This window comes from Pseudonocardia sp. CA-107938, assembly GCF_050936315.1.
In the GTDB taxonomy this organism is placed as follows: domain Bacteria; phylum Actinomycetota; class Actinomycetes; order Mycobacteriales; family Pseudonocardiaceae; genus Pseudonocardia.
In genome coordinates this window covers 847,525-866,897 of sequence record NZ_JBNJNA010000002.1, presented here as the reverse complement: position 1 = coordinate 866,897, position 19,373 = coordinate 847,525, and the positions used below count along the sequence as shown (strand labels likewise).

At 70.8% G+C, this 19,373-nt stretch carries 16 protein-coding genes; 10 read left to right on the top strand and 6 right to left on the bottom strand.

The features are described from left to right. The first annotated feature begins 11 nt into the window (after positions 1 to 11). From ACQEVB_RS36980 to ACQEVB_RS36945, 8 genes are all read left to right on the top strand, one after another. Positions 12 to 1,478, top strand: coding sequence for an aldehyde dehydrogenase family protein (locus tag ACQEVB_RS36980; RefSeq protein WP_432983196.1), 1,467 nt, complete (start codon positions 12 to 14; stop codon positions 1,476 to 1,478). A gap of 92 nt (positions 1,479 to 1,570) precedes the next feature. Next, positions 1,571 to 2,860: a PucR family transcriptional regulator gene (locus tag ACQEVB_RS36975; protein WP_432983193.1), complete on the top strand. Its 1,290-nt coding sequence runs from the start codon at positions 1,571 to 1,573 to the stop codon at positions 2,858 to 2,860. A 141-nt stretch (positions 2,861 to 3,001) separates the two neighbouring features. Then, entirely contained in the window at positions 3,002 to 4,408 is a 1,407-nt protein-coding gene (locus tag ACQEVB_RS36970; RefSeq protein ID WP_432983190.1) for an FAD-binding oxidoreductase, read from the top strand. Positions 4,409 to 4,413: 5 nt separating this feature from the next. Continuing rightward, the gene (locus ACQEVB_RS36965) at positions 4,414 to 5,289 is read left to right on the top strand and encodes an SDR family oxidoreductase (protein ID WP_432983186.1); all 876 of its coding nucleotides are present in this window, start codon (positions 4,414 to 4,416) and stop codon (positions 5,287 to 5,289) included. Beyond that, positions 5,286 to 6,059: an SDR family NAD(P)-dependent oxidoreductase gene (locus ACQEVB_RS36960; RefSeq protein ID WP_432983183.1), complete on the top strand. Its 774-nt coding sequence runs from the start codon at positions 5,286 to 5,288 to the stop codon at positions 6,057 to 6,059. The genes ACQEVB_RS36965 and ACQEVB_RS36960 overlap by 4 nt, the downstream gene beginning before the upstream one ends. After that, the gene (locus tag ACQEVB_RS36955; protein ID WP_432983180.1) at positions 6,059 to 7,738 is read left to right on the top strand and encodes a thiamine pyrophosphate-binding protein; all 1,680 of its coding nucleotides are present in this window, start codon (positions 6,059 to 6,061) and stop codon (positions 7,736 to 7,738) included. The genes ACQEVB_RS36960 and ACQEVB_RS36955 overlap by 1 nt, the downstream gene beginning before the upstream one ends. Before the next feature lie 13 nt (positions 7,739 to 7,751). Next, complete coding sequence (locus ACQEVB_RS36950; protein ID WP_432983177.1) at positions 7,752 to 8,261, top strand: VOC family protein; 510 nt, start codon at positions 7,752 to 7,754, stop codon at positions 8,259 to 8,261. Between the two features lie 35 nt (positions 8,262 to 8,296). After that, a complete protein-coding gene (locus tag ACQEVB_RS36945) occupies positions 8,297 to 9,559 on the top strand; it encodes an MFS transporter (RefSeq protein WP_432983174.1) in 1,263 nt (420 codons plus the stop codon). 45 nt (positions 9,560 to 9,604) lie between these two features. On the opposite strand, the gene ACQEVB_RS36940 is transcribed toward ACQEVB_RS36945, so the two are convergent. The 5 genes from ACQEVB_RS36940 to ACQEVB_RS36920 form a co-directional block, all read right to left on the bottom strand. Continuing rightward, positions 9,605 to 10,696, bottom strand: a complete 1,092-nt coding sequence (locus tag ACQEVB_RS36940) for an ABC transporter permease (RefSeq protein ID WP_432983171.1) — start codon at positions 10,694 to 10,696, stop codon at positions 9,605 to 9,607. Continuing rightward, a complete protein-coding gene (locus ACQEVB_RS36935) occupies positions 10,693 to 12,177 on the bottom strand; it encodes a sugar ABC transporter ATP-binding protein (protein ID WP_432983168.1) in 1,485 nt (494 codons plus the stop codon). Before ACQEVB_RS36935 ends, ACQEVB_RS36940 begins: the two co-directional genes overlap by 4 nt. A 35-nt stretch (positions 12,178 to 12,212) precedes the next feature. Further along, on the bottom strand, positions 12,213 to 13,343 hold the full coding sequence (locus ACQEVB_RS36930) for a sugar ABC transporter substrate-binding protein (protein ID WP_432983165.1): 1,131 nt from the start codon (positions 13,341 to 13,343) through the stop codon (positions 12,213 to 12,215). 254 nt (positions 13,344 to 13,597) lie between these two features. Beyond that, entirely contained in the window at positions 13,598 to 14,005 is a 408-nt protein-coding gene (locus ACQEVB_RS36925) for a carboxymuconolactone decarboxylase family protein (RefSeq protein ID WP_432985493.1), read from the bottom strand. Between the two features lie 5 nt (positions 14,006 to 14,010). Next, positions 14,011 to 15,657 (bottom strand): FAD-dependent monooxygenase, encoded by a 1,647-nt coding sequence (locus ACQEVB_RS36920; protein WP_432983162.1) that lies wholly within the window; start codon positions 15,655 to 15,657, stop codon positions 14,011 to 14,013. A 153-nt stretch (positions 15,658 to 15,810) separates the two neighbouring features. Here ACQEVB_RS36920 and ACQEVB_RS36915 point away from each other — a divergent pair, with 153 nt between their 5' ends. Beyond that, positions 15,811 to 17,334, top strand: a complete 1,524-nt coding sequence (locus tag ACQEVB_RS36915) for an FAD-binding oxidoreductase (protein WP_432983159.1) — start codon at positions 15,811 to 15,813, stop codon at positions 17,332 to 17,334. A gap of 196 nt (positions 17,335 to 17,530) precedes the next feature. On the opposite strand, the gene iolM is transcribed toward ACQEVB_RS36915, so the two are convergent. Further along, positions 17,531 to 18,700 carry a scyllo-inosose 3-dehydrogenase gene (gene iolM, locus ACQEVB_RS36910; RefSeq protein ID WP_432983156.1) on the bottom strand — a complete coding sequence of 390 codons (1,170 nt, stop codon included), beginning with the start codon at positions 18,698 to 18,700 and terminating at the stop codon, positions 17,531 to 17,533. 121 nt (positions 18,701 to 18,821) lie between these two features. On the opposite strand from iolM, the gene ACQEVB_RS36905 reads away from it, so the two are divergent. Next, positions 18,822 to 19,358 carry a cupin domain-containing protein gene (locus ACQEVB_RS36905; RefSeq protein WP_432983153.1) on the top strand — a complete coding sequence of 179 codons (537 nt, stop codon included), beginning with the start codon at positions 18,822 to 18,824 and terminating at the stop codon, positions 19,356 to 19,358. Positions 19,359 to 19,373 lie beyond the last annotated feature (15 nt).

Genomic DNA, 19,373 nt, shown 5'->3' with positions numbered 1-19,373 from the left:
AAGAGGATCCCATGGGAACCCTGCTCGACGACCCGCGCTGGCACGGCCGCATCTACTCGGGTGGCTGGGCCACCGGCGCAGGTGAGGAGATCATCTCGACCGAGCCGGCCACCGGCGAGGTGCTCGGCCGGGTCGGCGCGGCGACCCCGGCCGACGTGCACAAGGCCGCCGAGCGCGCGGCACAGGCCCAGGTCGACTGGGCCGCCCGGCCGTACCAGGACCGAGCCGCCGTCCTGCGCCGCGCCGCGCGGCTGTTCGAGGAGCACCAGGAGGAGATCGAGACCTGGGTGGTCCGTGAGTCCGGCGCGATCCGACCGTTCGCCACCGTCCAGACCATCGGTGGGGGCGCCGACGAGTGCTACGAGGCTGCTGCGCTCGCGGCCGCACCCTACGGCGAGCTGCTGCGCTCGCAGGAGCAGCGGCTGTCGTTCTCCCGGCGCCGCCCGGTCGGGGTCGTCGGTGTGATCGCACCGTTCAACGCCCCGGTCGTGCTGGCCATCCGGGCGGTGGCGCCGGCCCTCGCGCTGGGCAACGCCGTACTGCTCAAGCCGGATCCGCGCACGGCGATCTGCGGAGGCGTCACGATCGCCCGGATCTTCGAGGAGGCCGGGCTGCCCGACGGGCTCCTGCACGTCCTGCCCGGCAACGCCGACGCAGGGGCAGCGGTGGTCGATGACCCGCAGATCCCGGTCATCGCGTTCACCGGCTCGACCCGTGCGGGCCGCGCCATCGCGGTCGCGGCCGCCCGGCACCTCAAGCGGGTCCACCTGGAGCTCGGCGGCAACTCCGCGCTCGTCGTGCTCGACGACGTGGACCTGGAGAAGGCGGCGTCGGCCGGGTCGTTCGGCTCGTTCCACCACGCCGGCCAGATCTGCATGGCCAGCAGCCGGCACATCGTGCACGCCTCCATCGCCGACGACTACGCCGCGCTCCTCGCCCAGCACGCCGACGCGCTCCCGGTCGGGAACCCCGCCGGCGGGGACGTCGCCGTCGGACCGATCATCGACGAGACCCAACGCGACGGTGTCCACCGCATCGTCACCGAGAGCGTCGAGGCCGGCGCCCGCATCGCCGCGGGCGGCACCTACGAGGGGCTGTTCTACCGGCCGACCGTGCTCGCCGACGTGCCACTGGCCGCACCCGCCTACGCCCAGGAGATCTTCGGGCCGGTCGCCCCCGTCGTCCCGTTCCGCGACCTCGACGAGGCCGCGCGGCTCGCCGCCGGCACCGAGTACGGGCTCTCGCTGGGCATCCTGACCCGGGACGTGATGAAGGGGTTGGCACTGGCCGAGCGCATCCCCACCGGGCTGGTCCACATCAACGACCAGACGGTCAACGACGAGGCCACGATCCCCTTCGGCGGCGTCGGGGACTCCGGGAACGGCTCCCGCCACGGCACCGGCGCGGCCAACCTCGAGTCCTTCACCGAGCAGCAGTGGGTCACCGTGCGCGGCGAGGTGCCGCACTACCCCTTCTGATACCCGTCCACTCGGAGTCCTGATTCGCGCTATCAGACTCCTGTCTTGCAGGACTAGAATGGGGGGCCTGCAGCAGAGGGAGCGTGATCGCGATGAGGCGAGCGTGGATGGCCGCACTACGTCCGACGGCCGATCCGGCCTCGGCCCCGACGCCCGCGAGCTCTCCGCGCGTCCTCGCGCAGGCCGAGGCCGTGCTGGGGAAATCGGCCGTCGGATGGGCCGTCGAGGCGGCGGTGGCGATCAACGACGAGGTGGTGTCCGCTGCCCGCAGCGACTCCCGCCTGCCGCTGACCGGCCTCGAGCTGTCCGCCTGCGAGGCCGGTCTGCTCACCGTTCTGCGGCTGATGCGGCTCGGGCGGGACACCGACGTCAGCGCCCCGGAGGAGGCGGTCGAGCAGGTCCGGCTCGCGGTCCGGCAGGGCACCCCCATCGACTCCGTCGTCCGGGTGGTGTGGATGTGCCACACCGGCGTCCAGGAGCGGTTGCTCGCGGTGATCAGCGAGGCCGTCCCTCCGGAGCACGTCGTCGCGGAGATCCGCGAGCTCACGCGGGATCTGCAGGTGTTCGCCGATCTGATGGCCCGCGAGCTCTCGGCCACCTACGAGGCCGAGCGCGCCGTCTGGCAGGACCGCATGGCCGCGGCGCGGCGCCAGGTCGTCGACGAGATCGTGCGCACCGGTCGGGCGCCGGACGGGGCGGAGCAGGTACTGGGCTTCCTGCTCACGGGTCACCACCTCGCGGGCCTGCTGTGGGCCACGGATTCGCCACCGCACGAGGACAGTCACGCCGAGCACCGCCGTTACATCAACCGGCTGACCGCCGCGGCCGGCGCCCGCGGCGCGTCCGTGCTCGACAACGTGGACGGCTCGATCACGGTGCTCTGGTCGTTCTCCGCACGCCCGCCGCGCGGGCTGACCGACGTGCTGCGGTCGGTGCAGCGTCCCCGTCGCACCGCACTGGCGCTCGGGCCCGTCGGCCCTGGTGCCTGCGGTCTGCAGCAGAGCGTTCTCGGCGCGCGGCAGACCCGCGCCGTCGCCACCCGCCGCGGGGTCGCCGACATCTCCACCTACGAGGACGCAGCCCTGCTCGCCCTCCTGCTCGCCGATGAGCAGTCGGCCGGCCGGTTCGCGCGAGGAGTGCTGGCCGGCCTGACCGGACGCGACTCCAAGTCGGCTGCTGTGCGGGACACGCTGGCCGCCTACCTGCGCCACGGGCGCGGCCGCACGGCCGCCGCCCAGGAGCTGCGACTCGCGGCGAACACCGTCGCCTACCGCGTCAAGCAGGCCGAGGACGCGCTCGGCCGGGCGGCGACCGAACGGGCACTCGACACGATGCTCGCGCTGAAGCTGGTGTCCGAGGCGCCCGATCTCCTGCAGGCCTGAGCTGCACGTCCGCACCTGCACGTCGGCGCCAAAGACGCGGCCCGTTTCTGTCGTCATCGCCACAGAGCGCTCCCCTGTCCCCCGGTCAGGATCTCGGGGCGGGCGCCACGGCGGCGCCCACGGGGACGGAGGTGACCACACGTGACGCGTGCACCTGCCGCCCCCACGACGCCCGGGCCCGGTATCGCCGGTGTCGTCATCACTCCCGGCCATCCGGACTACGACACCTCCCGGACGATCTGGAACCGCATGATCGACCGCCGGCCGAGCCACATCCTGCGCTGCGTCGACGCCGAGGACGTGTGCCGGGGCCTCGGGTGGGCGCGGGCGACCGGCCGCGAGGTCACCGTGCGCGGCGGCGGGCACAGCATCCCCGGGCACAGCGTGATCGACGACGGCGTCGTCATCGACCTCTCCGACATCAACGGCGTCTTCGTGGATCCCGTCGCCCGCATCGCCCGGGTGGGCGGCGGCTGCCTGCTCGGCGACCTCGACCGCGCCACTCAGGCCCACGGCCTCATGACCCCGGCCGGGGCGATCTCGCACACCGGCGTCGGCGGTCTGACCTTGGGCGGCGGCCTGGGCTGGACGATGCGGAGGTTCGGCCTGACCATCGACAACCTGCTGGCCGCCGAGGTCGTCACGGCCGCGGGCGAGGTCCTGCGGGCGAGCGCGACCGAGCACCCCGACCTGTTCTGGGCGCTGCGCGGCGGCGGCGGCAACTTCGGCGTGGTGACCGAGTTCGAGTTCGCGCTCCACGAGCTCGGTCCGGTCCACCTGGCAGCCAACGCCTTCGAGGTGCACGACGCCCCGGTCGTCCTGCGGGCCATGCGTGACCGCATGCCCACGGCTCCCGACGAGCTCGTCTGGTCGGCGTTCTTCCGCCGGCTGCCGGACTGGCCGTGGGCGCCCCGTGCTCGCGTCGGCGAGCCCGTCCTGCTCGCTCCGCTCGCCTGGGTCGGGGACGGCGACGGGCGCGACCACATCGACGGGATCCTGGCCGACCTGGCGAGGCTGGGCGTCCGCCCACTCGCCACCGGCCACGGGCCGATCCCGTACGTCGAGCTCCAGCAGCTGAACGACGAGCTGAACGGGCACGGGCATCGGAACTACCACAAGTCGGCGTTCCTGCGGGACCTGACCGACGACACGATCGACGTGCTCTGCGCGCGGGGTGGCGTCATCGCCTCGGCGAACTCGCAGCTCGAGGTCCTGTCCATGGGCGGGGCGATCTCGCGGACCGCCCCCGACGCGACGGCCTTCCCGCACCGCACCGAACTCTGGCCGGTCAACGTCTGCGGCATCTGGCGCCCGGACGAGGACGACGCGACGAACGTGGCCTGGGTCAAGGACACCTTCGCAGCCCTGCGCCCGCACCTGGGCCCCGGCTCGTACCACAACTTCGGCGGCAGCGACGCCGACGAGGCCGAGACCAAGGACGGCTTCGGCCGCACCTGGACGCGCCTGCGCGAGGTCAAGACCCGCTACGACCCGGACAACGTCTTCCGGCACTGCGCCAACATCCCGCCGCTCGGAGAAGGGGACTGAGATCGATGCGCGACCTCCGCGGAAGGACCGCGCTCGTCACGGGCGGGGACAGCGGTATCGGCCTCGGCATCGCGCACGCCGTGTGCGACGCCGGGATGTCCGTCGTCATCAGCGGGATCGTCGAGGAGACCCTGGAGAAGGCCGGGAGCGAGCTGGCTGCGGTCGGCACCGCGCATGCGGTCCGGCTCGACGTCCGCGACCGCGCCGGCTTCGCCGCGCTCGCGGACCGGATGGACCGCGAGTTCGGCGGCGTCGACGTCCTCGTCAACAACGCCGGTGTCGGCTTCCTCGCGCCAACCACCGAGGCCACGTTCGAGCAGTGGGACTGGGTGCTCGACATCAACCTGACCGGCGTGTTCAACGGCATCCGCACCTTCCTCCCCCGGATGCTCGCCGCCGGCCGGCCCGGCCACATCGTCTCCACCGCGTCCATCGGCGGACTGCTCGGCGCCCCCGGCTCCACCTACGCCGCCGCGAAGGCCGGTGTCGTCGGCCTGATGGAGGCGCTCGCCGCCGAGCTGGTCGACACGCCGGTCGGCGTCTCCATCCTCACGCCGGGCATCGTCCGCACCAACATCCACAACGGGCCCCCGCCCCCGGGCTCGGTGGTCGTGCACACCCCTGGCGACGCCGCGGAGACCGACCTGCACGCCGCTGCGATGCCGCCTCGGGAGGTCGGCGACCGCGTGGTCCGGGCGATCCTCGACGAGCAGCTCTACGTGATCACCCACGCCGAGCACCGCGAGCTGCTGGAGCGTCGGTTCGACGCGATCCTGAGGTGCGTCCCCGACGAGCAGCCCGATCCGCGGCGGGCCGGGGTGGAACGGTTGATCCTGCACAACCCGGTCTATGACCGGGCCCTGGGACGGACGGCCCGATGACCGCGGCCCATCCGACGGACGCACTGCGCGACGCCGTGGTGCTGGTGACGGGCGCCGGGTCCGGCATCGGCCGGGCGGCCGCCGAGCTGTTCGCACAGCGCGGCGCCGCGGTGGTCGCGGCCGACCGGGACGACACCGGCACCGAGACGGTGCGGCTGATCGAGGCACACGGTGGCACGGCCACCTCCGTCCAGGTCGACGTGTCCCGCGAGCACGACGTCGAGCAGATGGTCCACGCTGCGGTCACCACGTACGGACGCCTCGACGTCGCCTTCAACAACGCGGGCGTCGCCCCGCCGATCGGCCCGGTCGAGCAGCTCGACCCCGACAGCTGGGACCGGGCTCAGGCGGTCAACCTGCGGGGCGTGTGGCTGTGCATGAAGCACGAGCTGGCGGTCATGGTGCCCCGCGGCCACGGCGCGATCGTCAACACCGCCTCGGTGGCCGGGCTGGTCGGCAACCCGGGTTCGGCGGCCTACTCGGCGGCCAAGCACGGCGTCATCGGCCTGACCCGATCGGCGGCTGCCGAGCACGGCCGGCACGGCATCCGGGTCAACGCCCTCGCCCCCGGGCTCACCCGCACCCGGATGCTCAGGCACCTCGAGGAGGTCGAACGGCTCGACGTCGCGGCAGCGGCCGCGGCCACCCCGCTCGGCCGGGCCGCTGACCCCCGGGAGATCGCCGAGGCCGCCGTCTGGCTCGCATCACCGCTGGCCAGCTACGTCACCGGCCACGTACTGACCGTCGACGGCGGCGAGACGTGCGCCTGATGACCGAGCCCACCGGCGGCGCGGCCGTCGTCAGGATCCTGCAGGACGCGGGCGTCGACGTGATGTTCGGCATCAACGGCGCCCACATCGACAGCGTCTACCAGGCAGCCCTCGATGCGCGCCTGTCCATCGTGGACACCCGCCACGAGATGAACGCAGGCCACGCCGCAGAGGGCTACGCCCGGGTCCGGAACGCGCTGGGCGTCGCGCTGCTCACCGCGGGCGGCGGGTTCACCAACGCCGTGACCTCCATGGCGAACGCCCATCGGGACCGCACGCCGGTGCTCTACCTCGCCGCGTCCGGTCCGCTCGCCGAGGACGAGACCAACACCCTGCAGGCCGGGCTGGACCAGGTGGCCATCGCAACACCTGTGACCAAGTGGGCGCATCGGGTCACCCGCACCGAGCTGATCCCGCGGATCCTGGCCAAAGCCATCCGCACAGCGCTCGCTCCCCCGCGGGGGCCGGTGCTCGTCGACATCCCCTGGGACGTGCTGGCCGGACGGTTCGTGCTCCCCGACCCCGCGGCGACACCAGCGGTCCGGGCCGATCACGGGCCCGCCGGGCCGCGGGCCGCGATCGACCAGATCCTCGATCTGCTCGATCGCGCCGAGCGACCGGTCGTCCTCGCCGGGTCGGAGGTACCGCGGTCCGGTGCCGATGACCAGCTCCGGGAGTTCGCCGAGCGCACCGGCGTCCCGCTGCTCGCGGACTTCGAAGGGCTCGGCGCCGTCTCCGGCAGCCGCATGGGCTTCGGCCTCGTCCAATCGCTGTACGGACTCCCGGACGGGGAACGCCCCGATCTGGTGATCATGCTCGGGCTCCGCTTCGGCCTCACGACCGCGCACGGCAGCGGGACGTTGATCCCGCACGGGGCCCAGGTGGTGCAGGTCGACGCCGACGCCGGGGAGCACGGCCTCCTCCAGGACGTCGAACTGTCGATCGCCGCGGATCCGCTGCCGGTCCTCCAGGAGCTGAACCGGGTCCACGCGGCGCGGCGGAGTGGGACGCAGGATCGCAGCGACTGGCAGCGCACGCTCCGCGCCCACATCGGGCGGCGAGCAGCCGCAGTGGCCGACCAGGTGGTGGTGCGCGACGACCGCATCCATCCCTTCGACGCGGTACGGACGATCGCCGAGCAGGTCCCGCCGGGGACGGTCGTCGTCGCCGACGGGGCACTGACCTACCTCTGGCTGTCGGAGACGATCCCCGCCGCGCCGCTGTCGGCCTTCCTCTGCCACGGCTACCTCGGGTCGATGGGCGTCGGGATGGGCGTGGCACTCGGCGCCCAGGCCGCGCAGCGCGACACCCCGGTCCTCCTCGTGACCGGCGACGGTTCCGTCGGCTACAGCCTCGGCGAGTTCGACTCGATGGTCCGCGCCGGCCTGCCCGTCGTGGTGGTCGTGCTCAACAACCGGGCATGGGGCGCCACGCTGCACGCGCAGGAACTCACCCACGGCAAGGACCGGATCGTCAACAACCGCCTGGACAACGGCTCCTACGCCGCCGTGGCCGCCGCACTGGGAGCCGACGGCTACCAGGTCACGCACATCGACGAGCTCGGCCCCGCGCTCGCGAAGGCCCTGACCGTTCGCCGACCGGCCTGCATCGAGGTGCACGTGAGCCTCGACCCGATCCCGCCGGAAGAGCGCGTGATCATGGGCGGCCGCCCGTTCTGACGACGATTCGGAGGTGAGCGACGTGCTGTTCGACTTCGGGCAACCGACCGACAGCGTCATCCAGACGGCATTCGTGGTACCGGATCTGGACGAGGCGACGCAGCGGTTCGCGAGCATGTTCGGGATCGGCCCGTGGACGGTGCTGCGCGACTTCGCCGGGCTCGATCCGCGCTACCGGGGTGAGCCCACCAACGCCAGGGCCCACATCGCACTGGGGTTCGGCGGGCACATGCAGTACGAGCTCATCCAGCCGGCCGACGACCTGCCGTCCGTGCACCGCGACGTGATCGTCGAGCGCGGATACGGCTTCCACCACTTCGGCTACGCCACCACCAGGTTCGACGAGCTGGTCGCGCAGATGCACGGGAAGGGCTACGAGACCGTGTTCAGCGATTTCGTCGGGCCGAGATCACGGGTCGCGTACTTCGACACCCGCGACGTCCTTCCCGGAATGACCGAGCTGCTGGAAGCCGGCCCCGACCTGAACGAGCAGTTCACCGAGATGTACCGGGCCTCGCTCTGACCCCACCGCCCTCCGACGATGCAGGAGATCAGAACATGAGCAAGATCAAGGATCTGCTGACCTACGAGCACCGACTGGTCTCGATCTTCTTCCTCGCCTGGGGGCTGATCTTCCTGGATCGGTTGGCCATGTCGATCCTGCTGCCCCTGATGATCCACGACCTCCCGCTCACCAGCGGTGAGATCGGGCAGGTCAGCATGTGGCAGACCATCTGCTACGCGATCTGCGCTCCCGTCTTCGCGCTGCTGGCCGACCGGCTCGGCAGCCGCAAGCGAGTCCTCCTCATCGGGATCTTCGCGACGTCGCTGCTCACGGCCGCGACCATGGCGGCAGACTCGCTGACGTTCCTCATCGTGGTGCGAGCACTCCTGGGGGCCAGCGAGGGCGTCGTCCTGCCGATCGCGATCACCCTCGTCGCCCTGGAGTCCCGACCGCACCGCCTGGGCCGCAACGTCGGCCTGGTGTACGCCGGCGCCGCCGTCATCGCGTCCACGATCGGTCCCGCCCTCGTGACCCAGGTCGCCGCCGCGACCACGTGGCAGATGGCCTACCTCGTCATCAGCGTGCCCAGCGCGCTGGCCGGGCTGCTGGTGTGGGCCTTCGTCCGCGAGCCAGCCCGATCCGAGTCCGCGGCACTGCAGAGCGGGACGACGAAGGCCGCACTGGGCGCGGCGGTCCGCAACCGCAACATCCTCATCTGCGTGGTCATCAGCGTCTTCGCGATGGCCGGGCTGTGGACGATCAACTCCTTCATCACGCTCTACCTCACCGAGGTCACCTTGCTGTCGGTGACGACCGCCGGGCTGGTCATGTCCCTCTTCGGCATCTTCACGATCTTCTGGCAGGTCTTCCTGCCGTACTCCTCGGACCGGATCGGCCGCAAGCCGGCGATGATCGGCTACGCAGCACTGGCCGCCGTCACCCCGGCCCTGCTGTTCCTGTTCCCGCAGAGCGGCGCGACCCTGGTCGTCTACGTCGTGCTCGGCGGCATCTTCCTGACCCTCACCTCGCTGTTCACCAGCATCATCCCCGTCGAGAGCGTGCCCCCGTCGGTGATGGCCACCGCGGGCGCACTGATCATGGGCATCGGCGAACTGCTGGGCGCCTTCGTCGTGGGCGGCGCGGGCAGCCTCGCCGACCGCTACGGCCTCGGTGCCGTGATGGCCGCCGCTGCGGTGGCGTACCTCGTCGTCGCCATGGTCTCCCTCGCGTTGAAGGAGACCAGGAACGCGGCGGTCCCCGCCGCGACGGAGACGCTCGCAACGGGCGGAACCACCACCCAGGAATTCACCGCCTGAGGGTAGCGATGCACCCTGAACCATGTCACACACGGTCGGGCCCGTTCACTCACGTGGGAGTTTCCAGGAAGCAGCCTTCGCCTGACGCCGGAGTGTCTGGCGGATCGCGGCTGCGCGGGCGGACGTGCCCTCGTACCGGGCCAGGCCGACGGCGAGGATGATGGCCAGGCCGTTGAAGAGGTCCGGGATCCACACCGGCGCGCCGGCCAACTGCAGGCCCTTGCTGCCGGCGGCCAGCACGTAGACCGACAGCACGGTGCCGGCGATGTTGTAGCGACCACCGCGGAACTGCGTGGAACCGAGAGTCGCCGCCGCGAACGCCGGGAGCAGGTAGGCCGGGCCGACCGTCGGGTCACCGACGCCGATGCGCGAGCTGGAGAGGATTCCGGCGATCGACGCGATCGCGCCGCCGGCGATCAGGCTGAGGACGACCACGGCTCTCACCGGGACCCCCGCCAACCGGGCGGCCTCCGCGTTGCCGCCCGTGGCGTAGATGTAGCGGCCGATCGGTGCGCGTTCCAGGACGTACCAGGCCACGAGTGCGACGGCGAGCATGATCCAGACCGGCGGCGTCAGGCCGAGGAACTGGGTCGTGCCCATCGACTGGAAGTCCTCGGGGAGGTCGAGGATCTGCTGGCTGTCGGAGACCCACTGGACGACGGCGACCAGCACCGAACTCATCGCCAGCGTGGCGATGAACGAGTCGATGCGCATCCGCACGATGACGAGCCCGCTGATCAGCCCGACGACGACCGAGACGGCGAGCGTCGTGAGGATCGCGAGCGGGATCGGCATGTCGTAGGCGGTGAGAGCCTTGGCGACGACGATCCCCGCCAAGCCCGCCTGCATCCCGATCGCAAGGTCGAAGGCACCGGCCGAGAGCGAGATCGCGAGCCCGATCGCCACGATGGCGGTGAGCGACTGCGTGTCCAGGACCGACTTCCAGGTGCCGAGGGAGAGGAACGTGTCGGGCACCCAGATGCCGAACACGACGACGATGACCGCGAGGATGTACAGCGCGCTCACGCGCTGGAAGGACAGCGCCCGTGCCGCCTTGGCCAGTCGGCCGCTGCGTGCAGCCGAGCGCGGACGTTCCGGTTCGAGGATCGGCGGTGCCGCCTGGGTCATGTCGCTCATGCGCGGGGTTCCTTCGACGTGCCGTAGAGGTTGGCGCTGTCGGGGGCGCCGAGCGCCTCGAGCATGAGCCGCTCCTCGGTCAGATCAGTTCCGGTCAGCTCAGCGGCGAGCCGCCCGTCCCTGATGACGAGGACGCGGTCGCACAGCTCGGCCAGCTCCTTCGAGTCCGAGGAGGAGACCAGGATCGCGGCGCCCTCCGTGGCTGCCTTCGCCATGAGCTCATAGATGGCAGCCTTCGCGCCGACGTCGACGCCTTGCGACGGCTCGTCCAGCAAGAGGACGCGCGGGTGGGTGCGCAGCCACTTGGCCAGCACCACCTTCTGCTGGTTGCCGCCGCTGAACAGACCGAGAGGGCGATTCGTATCCGGCGGGCGCAGATCGACCTCTGCAGCCCAACGCTCGGCTTCGGCCAGCTCGGCCTGCTGGCGCACGCCGACGATCCGCCCACTCACCGCGCTCAGGTCGACGAGCGTGAGGTTCTCGCGCGCGCTCAGGCTCATCACCGCGCCCTTGCCCATCCGATCGGCCGGGACGAAGGCCATGCCCGCCGCGATGGAGGCTCGCGGGTCGCCCATGGTCGCGACGGTCCCGTCCACCCTGACCTCTCCCGCGTAGGCCGGGCTCGATCCGAAGACGAGGCCGGCCACCTCCTCCCGCCCGGACCCGATGACACCGGTGATCCCGACGATCTCGCCCGCTCTGACGTGGAGGTCGAGACCGTCGACCACCTCGCCGTAGAGACCTGTGACGCGCAGCGCCTCACCGGCCACCTCGCGATGGACGCTCGCGGCATCCTCCAGGTCGCGACCGACGATCATGCGGACGAGCGCGGCGTGGTCGACCGCGGTGACCGGGCTGTCCGCGACCGCACGACCACCGCGCAGCGCCACCACGCGGTCCGCCAGCTGCAACACCTCGTCGAGGTGGTGCGAGATGAACACGACCCCCGCACCGCGGGCGGCAACGCGTCGAACTGCGTCGAAGAGCCGCCCCACCTCCTCGCCGTGCAGCGCGGCCGTCGGCTCGTCGAGGACGAGCACCTGCCGCGGGCTCGTCCACCCGTCGAGAGCGCGGGCGATGGCCACGATCGCCCGCTCGCTCGCGGTCAGTGACGACACCGGGGCGTCGACGTCGATCGAGGCGCCCATCTGGCCGATGAGCTCGCGGGCACGCCGCCGCTCGTGCTGGCGGCGGGCAGGCCGCAGCAGCGAGAGACCGCGCCGGCGGTCCAGGCCCAGGTTCTCGATCGTGCTCAGCCTCGGGATCAGGCCGAGGTCCTGGTGGAGGAAGTGGATCGTCGAGTCGCCGAGCTCGATCCGGCTCCCTGCATCGGGCTGGTGGAGACCCGCGAGCACCTTGACCAGCGTCGACTTCCCGGATCCGTTCTGCCCGACCAGCGCCACGATCTCGCCCGGGTTGACCTCCAGGTCGACGTCGTCGAGTGCCCGGACCCCGGCGAAGGTCTTGGAAAGGGAGCGCACGCGCAGGAGCGCGGGCCCGTTGCTCGTAGGCATACCTAGGCCGCCGGGGATCCGCTCCACAACTTCGTGAAGGTCTGGACGAAGTCCGGGTAGGCCGCGTACCCGCGGGACACGTCCTTGCCGTCGAGGGACTTCGCGTCGATGAGTGACAGTGGGGGGATGCCGGCCTTCTCACCGTCGGTCAGCGGCTGTCCGGTGATGAGGCGTGCCGCCGCATCGACGAGCGCCCACTGGCAGACGGCGACGTCCACGTCCATCGAGGCAGCGGTCCTGCCGCTCTTGATGTCCTCCAGGATCGCGGGCGGCGCACCGAAGCCGTTGACCTTGACCTGCTCGTGCAGGCCGGCGACCTTGAGCTGCGCCGGAAGACCGGTCGCCGCCTCCTCGGAGGCGAAGACGGCGATGTTGGTGCCGGGGTGCGCCTGCAGGTCGCTCACGACCTTCTGGGGTGCAGTGCTGCCGATCGAGCTCACCGGGATGTTCTCGGTGCGGAGCGCACAGTCCGGGCAGAGGTCGGCGTACGTCTTCGAGAACGCCTTCTGCACGACGCCGGAGAAGTTGAGCTCGGGGATGGTGTAGAAGACGGCGTTCGTGCCGGCTCCACGCTGCTTGAGCGCCCACGCCGCGAGGACCGTACCCACGATGGTCATCGTGCTGGTGTCGTTGAAGCTCACGTCGATGCCGTAGTCGGCAGCGCCGATGATGCCGTTCCCCAGCACCGGCGTGCCGGACTTCTCCAGCGCCGCGAGCTGGTTCTTGATCGTGGCCGGGTCGATTCCGGGCAGGATCACCGCGTCGGGCTTCTGGCTGATGATGGTGTCGGCCGCGCTCTGGAGCCCGGTGGCGGACGCGTCGGCCTTGGTGACCGTCAAGCGTGCACCGATCGCGTCGGCGGCGGCCTTGAGCAGGTCGCTGAAGATCGCGCAGAAGGGCGTCGCGCATTGGAGGTAGGCGATCGTGGCGCCCTGTGGCTTCTTCGTCAGCGGCTGGTCGACGGGGAACGCGGTCGACGTGCCGGTGTAGGGCCGGAGGATCTCGTCGACCTTGGCGGTGTCGACCTTGGCTGCTGCGGTTCCTGCGTTGTTCGCGGAGCCGCCACCGCAGGCTGCGACCGAGAGGACGAGACCGATGAGCATCAGGACGCCGAGCCGCCTGCCGCTCCCCATTGACCGCCGAGTGACCACGTTGCCTCCTAGCAGACGGCACGGCCGAGATGGCCGGAGACACATAGTTGCCTATTGGACCTAAAACAGGCAAGTGATTGTCTGACAGTTGCCAGGCGCGCGCCCTCAGCCTGACCACGTCAGCGCGACGGGCACCGGGGTTCCGTACAGCCTCGAATCCATCGCGAGCACAGCACCGATGCCGATGGTCGGCTCCCCGGCGCCCGCCTGCGGCCACTCCGAGCGGCCCGCCCGCGCTACCTCTGGCCGTCACCCGCCGCGAGCCCGTCCAACACACGTTCGGCGACCAGCATGGCGCCGCGCGCGTGCGGTACCCCGGCGTACACCGCGGAATGGAGCAGCACCTCCGCGATCTCCTCGGGAGTCAGTCCGTTGCGCACCGCCACCGCGGTGTGCAGCGCGATCTCGTCCTCCCGTCCGAGCGCCGTGAGAATGCCGAGGGTGATGCAGCTGCGCGTGCGACGGTCCAGCGCCTCGCGGCTCCACACCTGGCCCCACACGGATCGGGTCAGGTAGTCGAAGAACGGACGGTTGAACGGGCTCAACCGGGCGATCGTGCCGTCGACCTGGTCATCACCCAGCACCTCCCGGCGCACGCGCATGCCGCGCACGAGTTCCGGGTCCGAATCCGGGTCGCGCTCCATGTCGCTCACAGGTGTCCCCACGAGGCGTGTCCGGTGACGATGTCGAGGAGGTGCTCGATGTCCGCCGGCAGCTCGTCCCCCCGCCACACGACGTGGTGGTCGGAGCGCACGAGGGCGGCCCGGCGCTCGTACAGGGAGAGCAGCGACTCGCGGTCCGCCTCGGCCGGCGCGAAGACGGCGAGGGGGATCCCGCGTTCCTCGGCGCGCTTCGTCAACTCCGTCGCGTCGACTCCGCCGAGGTCGAGCAGCGTGAACCCGAGGCCGAGGTGGTCGTAGAGCGAGCTCCCGTCCGCCAACCAGACGTGCGGCGCTCGGTATCCGGGGGCCGCGCACGGCGTGTAGTCGGCGAAGGTCGGTTCGGGCAGATCGCGCTCGGTGCCGTCGCGGACGATCAGCGGGGAGGCCGAGTAGCGGTAGCCGAGCTGCCCGCCCATCCGCTTGAACTGCACCAGCTTGCGCTCGAGGATGTCCTGCTTGACCGCCTCGCGAACCGCGTCACCCTCGGGCCCGTCGGCCTCGATGCCGTCCTGGACGAGCTCGATCGCGCCGAGGGCGTGGTTGGCCTCCGAGCCCAGCTGGATGAACCGCACGGCCTCCCGCCGGTCGATGGAGTACGACGGGATGAGCGCCGGTCCGCCCCACCCCTGCACGAGTGCGGCGAGCTTCCAGCCGAGGTCCGCGGCGTCCCCGATCCCGGAGTTCATGCCGAAGCCACCCTGGGGAGAGACCATGTGCGCGGCGTCGCCGGCGAGCATGACGCGCCCGACGTCGAACCGCGGCGCGAGCAGCGAGTTCTCGGCGAAGGCGCCACCGGAGAGCGGCTCGAGGTCGACCTCCTTCCCGACGGCCTTGACGATGAGTCCCTTGACCTGGTCCCAGTCGTCGCCGTCGACGCCCTGCGGCGCCGGGCCGGCGAAGTACTGCCAGGTGTCCGGGCCCTGCGGCGTGATCAGGTCGCTGCCGCGGTCCTCGTTGTAGAAGTAGGCCATCGACACGGCCGGTCCCGCGGTCCACACCTCGCGGAGCTGCCGGGAGCGGAAGTGCCACGAGAGGCTCATCGCCAGGGTCCGGCCCTCAAGGCGCATGTTGAGGACCCGGCGCAGGTTCCCGCGTGAGCCGTCGGAGAGCACGAGGTAGGAGCCGCGGACCCGGTAGGCGACGCCATCCGCGCCCGTGACCTCGACGCTCACACCGTCCTCGTCCTGCGCGAAGGTGACCACCTCGTTCTCGTTGCGGTAGTCGATCAGGGGCAGCTCGGCGACCCGAGCCCACATGGTCTTCTCGATGCCCTCGTTCGGGGCCCATTCGGCCACCTCGGACGCGAAGGGCAGCGGCTCGCTCCACTCGTACGATCGGCGCAGGTTGAGGATGAGGTGACCGTTGAGGCGGGTCACGAACGACACGTCGCGCTGGATGTCCTCGGGCACCGGGTCGTTCTTGCGCAGCGCGTCCGCCATGCCCCAGCGGCGGAAGTGCTCCATCGAGCGCACGTTCGTCATGTTGGTGCGCAGCAGGAACGGCTTTCCGCGCTCCCGGCGTTCGAGGACGATGCTCGGCACACCGCGCAACGCCAGGTCGATCGCCAATGACGAACCGACGGGGCCGCCGCCCGCGATGACCACCGGGGTATCCACCGGCCTGGTCGTGCTCATCGTCGAACCCCTCTCCTCGTCCCCGCACCGCCGGGGCCGTCCGTCATGGCAGCCACAGCACGGGCTAGAAGGTCATCGATCCAGCCTTCGTCTATTGGCAAATGTCAGACTATCATCCAACGCCCGACAGGATCAGCGAAGAGGAGTTGGCGGATGGACGCTCAGCCGGTGGACCAGGAGGCGGTCGCACGGGCCGTCGACGCGATCGAGGAGGCGCTCGGCGCCGACGCCGTGCTCAGGAGTCGCGCAGACCTCGACCAGTTCCGGGACCCCTTCTGGGTCCTGGGCTCGGACGACAACGACGTGGCCGCGGCGGTGCTGCCCGCCGGCGTCGAGGAGGTGCAGGCCGTCGTCCGCATCGCGAACGAGTACAAGGTCCCGCTGTGGACGGTGAGCACCGGCCGCAACTACGGGTACGGCGGCGCTTCGCCGAGGGTGCCCGGCTCCATCCTCGTCAACCTGTCCCGGATGAACCGGGTGCTCGAGGTCAACACCGAGCTGGGCTACGCGGTCGTCGAACCCGGAGTTCGCTGGTTCGACCTCGTCGACGCGCTCGAGGACCACGGCGGTGAGTGGTGGTCGTCCATCCCCGACCTCGGCTGGGGATCGGTGATCGGCAACAGCCTCGAGTACGGCCGCGGGCACACCCGCTTCGGCTCGCACGCCGAGAACGTCGTCGGCATGGAGGTCGTGCTGCCGAACGGCGAGCTGATGCGCACCGGCATGGGGGCCATGGAGGGCAACCGCGCCTTCCACGCCTACCCCTTCGGGTTCGGCCCGATGGTCGACGGCCTGTTCTTCCAGTCGAACTTGGGCATCGTCACGCAGATCGGCTGGCGGCTGATGAAGCGGCCCGAGAAGTACGCGTCCTGCTGGGTCCACTTCGACGGCGACGAGATCATCGTCCCGGTCATCGACGCCATGCGCGAGCTCATGCTCGACGAGACGATCAACAACTACCCGTTCCTCGGCCGCGGCGTGGCCGCCAACGCAGAGGGCCAGCCGGACCTCGACCCGAACAGCGAGAAGTGGGCGCTGCGCTTCGCGCTCTACGGATATGACGAGATCGTCGAGGCGAAGTGGCGCATCGTCGAGCGGGTCCTCGGCGCGATTCCCGGCGTCGAGATCGGCCGCACGATGTACGACGGGTCCGACCGGGCCGGTCCGCTCGAGGGGATCCATGACGACAAGGTCCAGGCGGGGATCCCCGGCATGGAGCTGCTCGACCTGTACAAGGTGCCCTTCGGCCCGGACACCGGCCACCTCGACTTCTCGCCCGTCGGCCCCCTCATCGGCACCGAGGTGCTCACGCTGATCCGGACGGTGCGCAGCATGTACGAGGAGTTCGGCGAGCCGTACGCCGCCGGCTGCATGCTCCTCCCCACCAGCATCCTGGTCGTGTCCGTGATGTTCTTCGATCCCAAGGACGCCGAGAAGACCCGGCGCATCTACGACAACTACGACCCCATGCTCAAGCGGATCGCGGCAGAGGGATACGGGTTGTACCGCTCGCACATCTTCAAGATGGACGCGGTGGCGGCGACCTTCGACTTCAACGACCACGCGTACCTGCGGTTCGTCGAGACGATCAAGGACGCGGTGGACCCCAACGGGATCCTCCAGGCCGGGAAGCAAGGGATCTGGCCACGGGAGCTGCGCGCTCGGCGCGGGCGTTGAGGTAGACGCTGTTGAAGATCAAGACGGGTGAGATGGACGTGGTGGGGGTTTTGCGGCTCCAGAACCCCACCATGTTCATCTCACCCGTGTCGATCATGGAACAGGCGCCGATGTATTGCCGAGCACTCGTAGGCCGGGCACCACGAGACCCGCCGGACCGGTCGGTCCGGTGGGTCGTCGTGACCGTCGACCTCCGCTACGAGCTGCCGTCCGGCAGCACGAGGATCTTCGCGTCCTGGCGCAGCGCAGCCTGCCGCACAGCGTCGGTCGCCGCGGCCAGGTCGAAGCGCGCGGTCACGATCGGGCGGAGGTCGATCCGGCCCGCAGCATGCAGGGCGATGACGGGATCGAGCCCACCGATGTTCCCGATCGACCCGCACACGCTCACCCCTCGAAGCATGTACGCCATCGTCTGCATCGGTACCGCGCCGCTCTCCGATCCCAGCAGCACGACCTTGCCGCCGACAGAGACGGACCTCTCGATCTCCGGGAGGACGGCCGCAGCCGCCCCTGCCGCCTCGACGCACACGTCGGCACCTTCACCGGACGTATGCTCCAGGATTACGTCCGACGGACGCGTTCCGGCACGGCGCAGCTCGTCGACGTCGTAGGCAGCGTCCGCTCCCACCCGTTCAGCGAGCGTGCACCGGGCCGGCTCCGTGTCGAACGCCAGTACCTTCGCCGCGCCGGCCGCGCGGGCCAGGGACACCGCAGCGAGCCCGATCGGCCCGCAGCCGTGGACGGCCGCGACGCCGCCCGGGTGGAACCCGCCGGCGCGCAGGAACAGTCCGACGTAGGCGACGCTGGCCGGTTCGCAGAGCGCACCGATCTCATACGTGTCGCGCTCGGAGCACCGCTCGCGCACGGCGGCGAGGGAGCGGACGTTGCTCTCCCTCGACAGCACGAACTCGGCCATCCCGCCGTCGATGGTGAAACCGCTGTCCTCGGCATCGAGGCAGTGGTTGGGGAGCCCCGACCGGCATGCGCCGCATCGTCCGCAGTAGTGCAGCGTCTGCACCGCGACAGGGTCACCCGGCCGGACCCGCCGCACCTCGGCGCCCACCTCGACCACCTCACCGGCGATCTCGTGCCCGGGGACGAGCGGCAACCGCACCCGGTACGGAAGCAGCACGTAGCTCTCGTCGTCCGTCTCGTGCAGATGGACGTCGGACCCGCAGATGCCGACCGCCTTGCTCCGCACGAGCACGTCGTGCGGGCCTGCCGGGCGGGGCACCGCACGCTCGTCCAGCGTCCACGTCGGCTCGCGCCAGGCCGCCGTGGCATCGCGCGCCCAGCGGCCGGCGACCTCCTCCGGGGAGAGCTCACGGCGCGGGGCCCACTCGCCCTTGATCACCACGGCACGCATCAGCTCGACACCCTCGCAGTCACGGGCTGAGATCAGACATCAGCCGCTTGTTGAACGTCTGACATTTAGTATCATCGAGCGCGCGCAGGAGGCAATCCCCGACAGGAATGAGAACCGACCGATGAAGATCCGCCGAATCGTCACCGGCTTCGACCGGGACGGGCGCAGCTGCGTCGTCTCCGACGGGCCCGCGCCGCGGACCCACGACTTCGAGCACCTGCCCGGGTTCAGCAACACGGTGGTCTGGGCCCTGGCCGACGCGGTCGCGCCGACGGGCTCGCCGGCGGACCCGACGCCGAGCCTGACGACGCTCATGCCCGGCCCGGGCGGCTCGGCGCTGACCATCGTGCGCTTCCCTCCCGCCGCCGCTCTCGCGCACGTCGACGTCGAGGCGGCAGCGGCGGAGCAGGCGCGCGAGCTTCCCGGACTCGCCGACACGTTCGATCCCGATCGGCCGGGCTTCCACGCGACGCGGACCGTCGACTACCAGATCGTGCTCAGCGGCGAGCTGTGGCTCGGCCTGGACACGGGCGAAGAGACCCACCTGCGCGCCGGCGACGTCGTCATCCAGAACGGCACCAGCCACGCATGGACCAACCGGACCGGCGAGCCCGCGATCCTCGCTGCCGTCTCGATCGGAACCGAGCAGGCCGGCTGACCGCGCATGCTGCTC

Bases quoted from the DNA above. Each gene is read 5' to 3' on its own strand.
- ACQEVB_RS36965 (WP_432983186.1), top strand. From the start codon at position 4,414: ATGCGCGACCTCCGCGGAAGGACCGCGCTCGTCACGGGCGGGGACAGC.
- ACQEVB_RS36930 (WP_432983165.1), bottom strand. From the start codon at position 13,343: ATGGGGAGCGGCAGGCGGCTCGGCGTCCTGATGCTCATCGGTCTCGTC.
- ACQEVB_RS36945 (WP_432983174.1), top strand. From the start codon at position 8,297: ATGAGCAAGATCAAGGATCTGCTGACCTACGAGCACCGACTGGTCTCG.
- ACQEVB_RS36955 (WP_432983180.1), top strand. From the start codon at position 6,059: ATGACCGAGCCCACCGGCGGCGCGGCCGTCGTCAGGATCCTGCAGGAC.
- iolM (WP_432983156.1), bottom strand. From the start codon at position 18,700: ATGCGTGCCGTGGTGATCAAGGGCGAGTGGGCCCCGCGCCGTGAGCTC.
- ACQEVB_RS36915 (WP_432983159.1), top strand. From the start codon at position 15,811: ATGGACGCTCAGCCGGTGGACCAGGAGGCGGTCGCACGGGCCGTCGAC.
- ACQEVB_RS36905 (WP_432983153.1), top strand. From the start codon at position 18,822: ATGAAGATCCGCCGAATCGTCACCGGCTTCGACCGGGACGGGCGCAGC.
- ACQEVB_RS36975 (WP_432983193.1), top strand. From the start codon at position 1,571: ATGAGGCGAGCGTGGATGGCCGCACTACGTCCGACGGCCGATCCGGCC.
- ACQEVB_RS36920 (WP_432983162.1), bottom strand. From the start codon at position 15,657: ATGAGCACGACCAGGCCGGTGGATACCCCGGTGGTCATCGCGGGCGGC.
- ACQEVB_RS36940 (WP_432983171.1), bottom strand. From the start codon at position 10,696: ATGAGCGACATGACCCAGGCGGCACCGCCGATCCTCGAACCGGAACGT.
- ACQEVB_RS36980 (WP_432983196.1), top strand. From the start codon at position 12: ATGGGAACCCTGCTCGACGACCCGCGCTGGCACGGCCGCATCTACTCG.
- ACQEVB_RS36960 (WP_432983183.1), top strand. From the start codon at position 5,286: ATGACCGCGGCCCATCCGACGGACGCACTGCGCGACGCCGTGGTGCTG.
- ACQEVB_RS36925 (WP_432985493.1), bottom strand. From the start codon at position 14,005: ATGGAGCGCGACCCGGATTCGGACCCGGAACTCGTGCGCGGCATGCGC.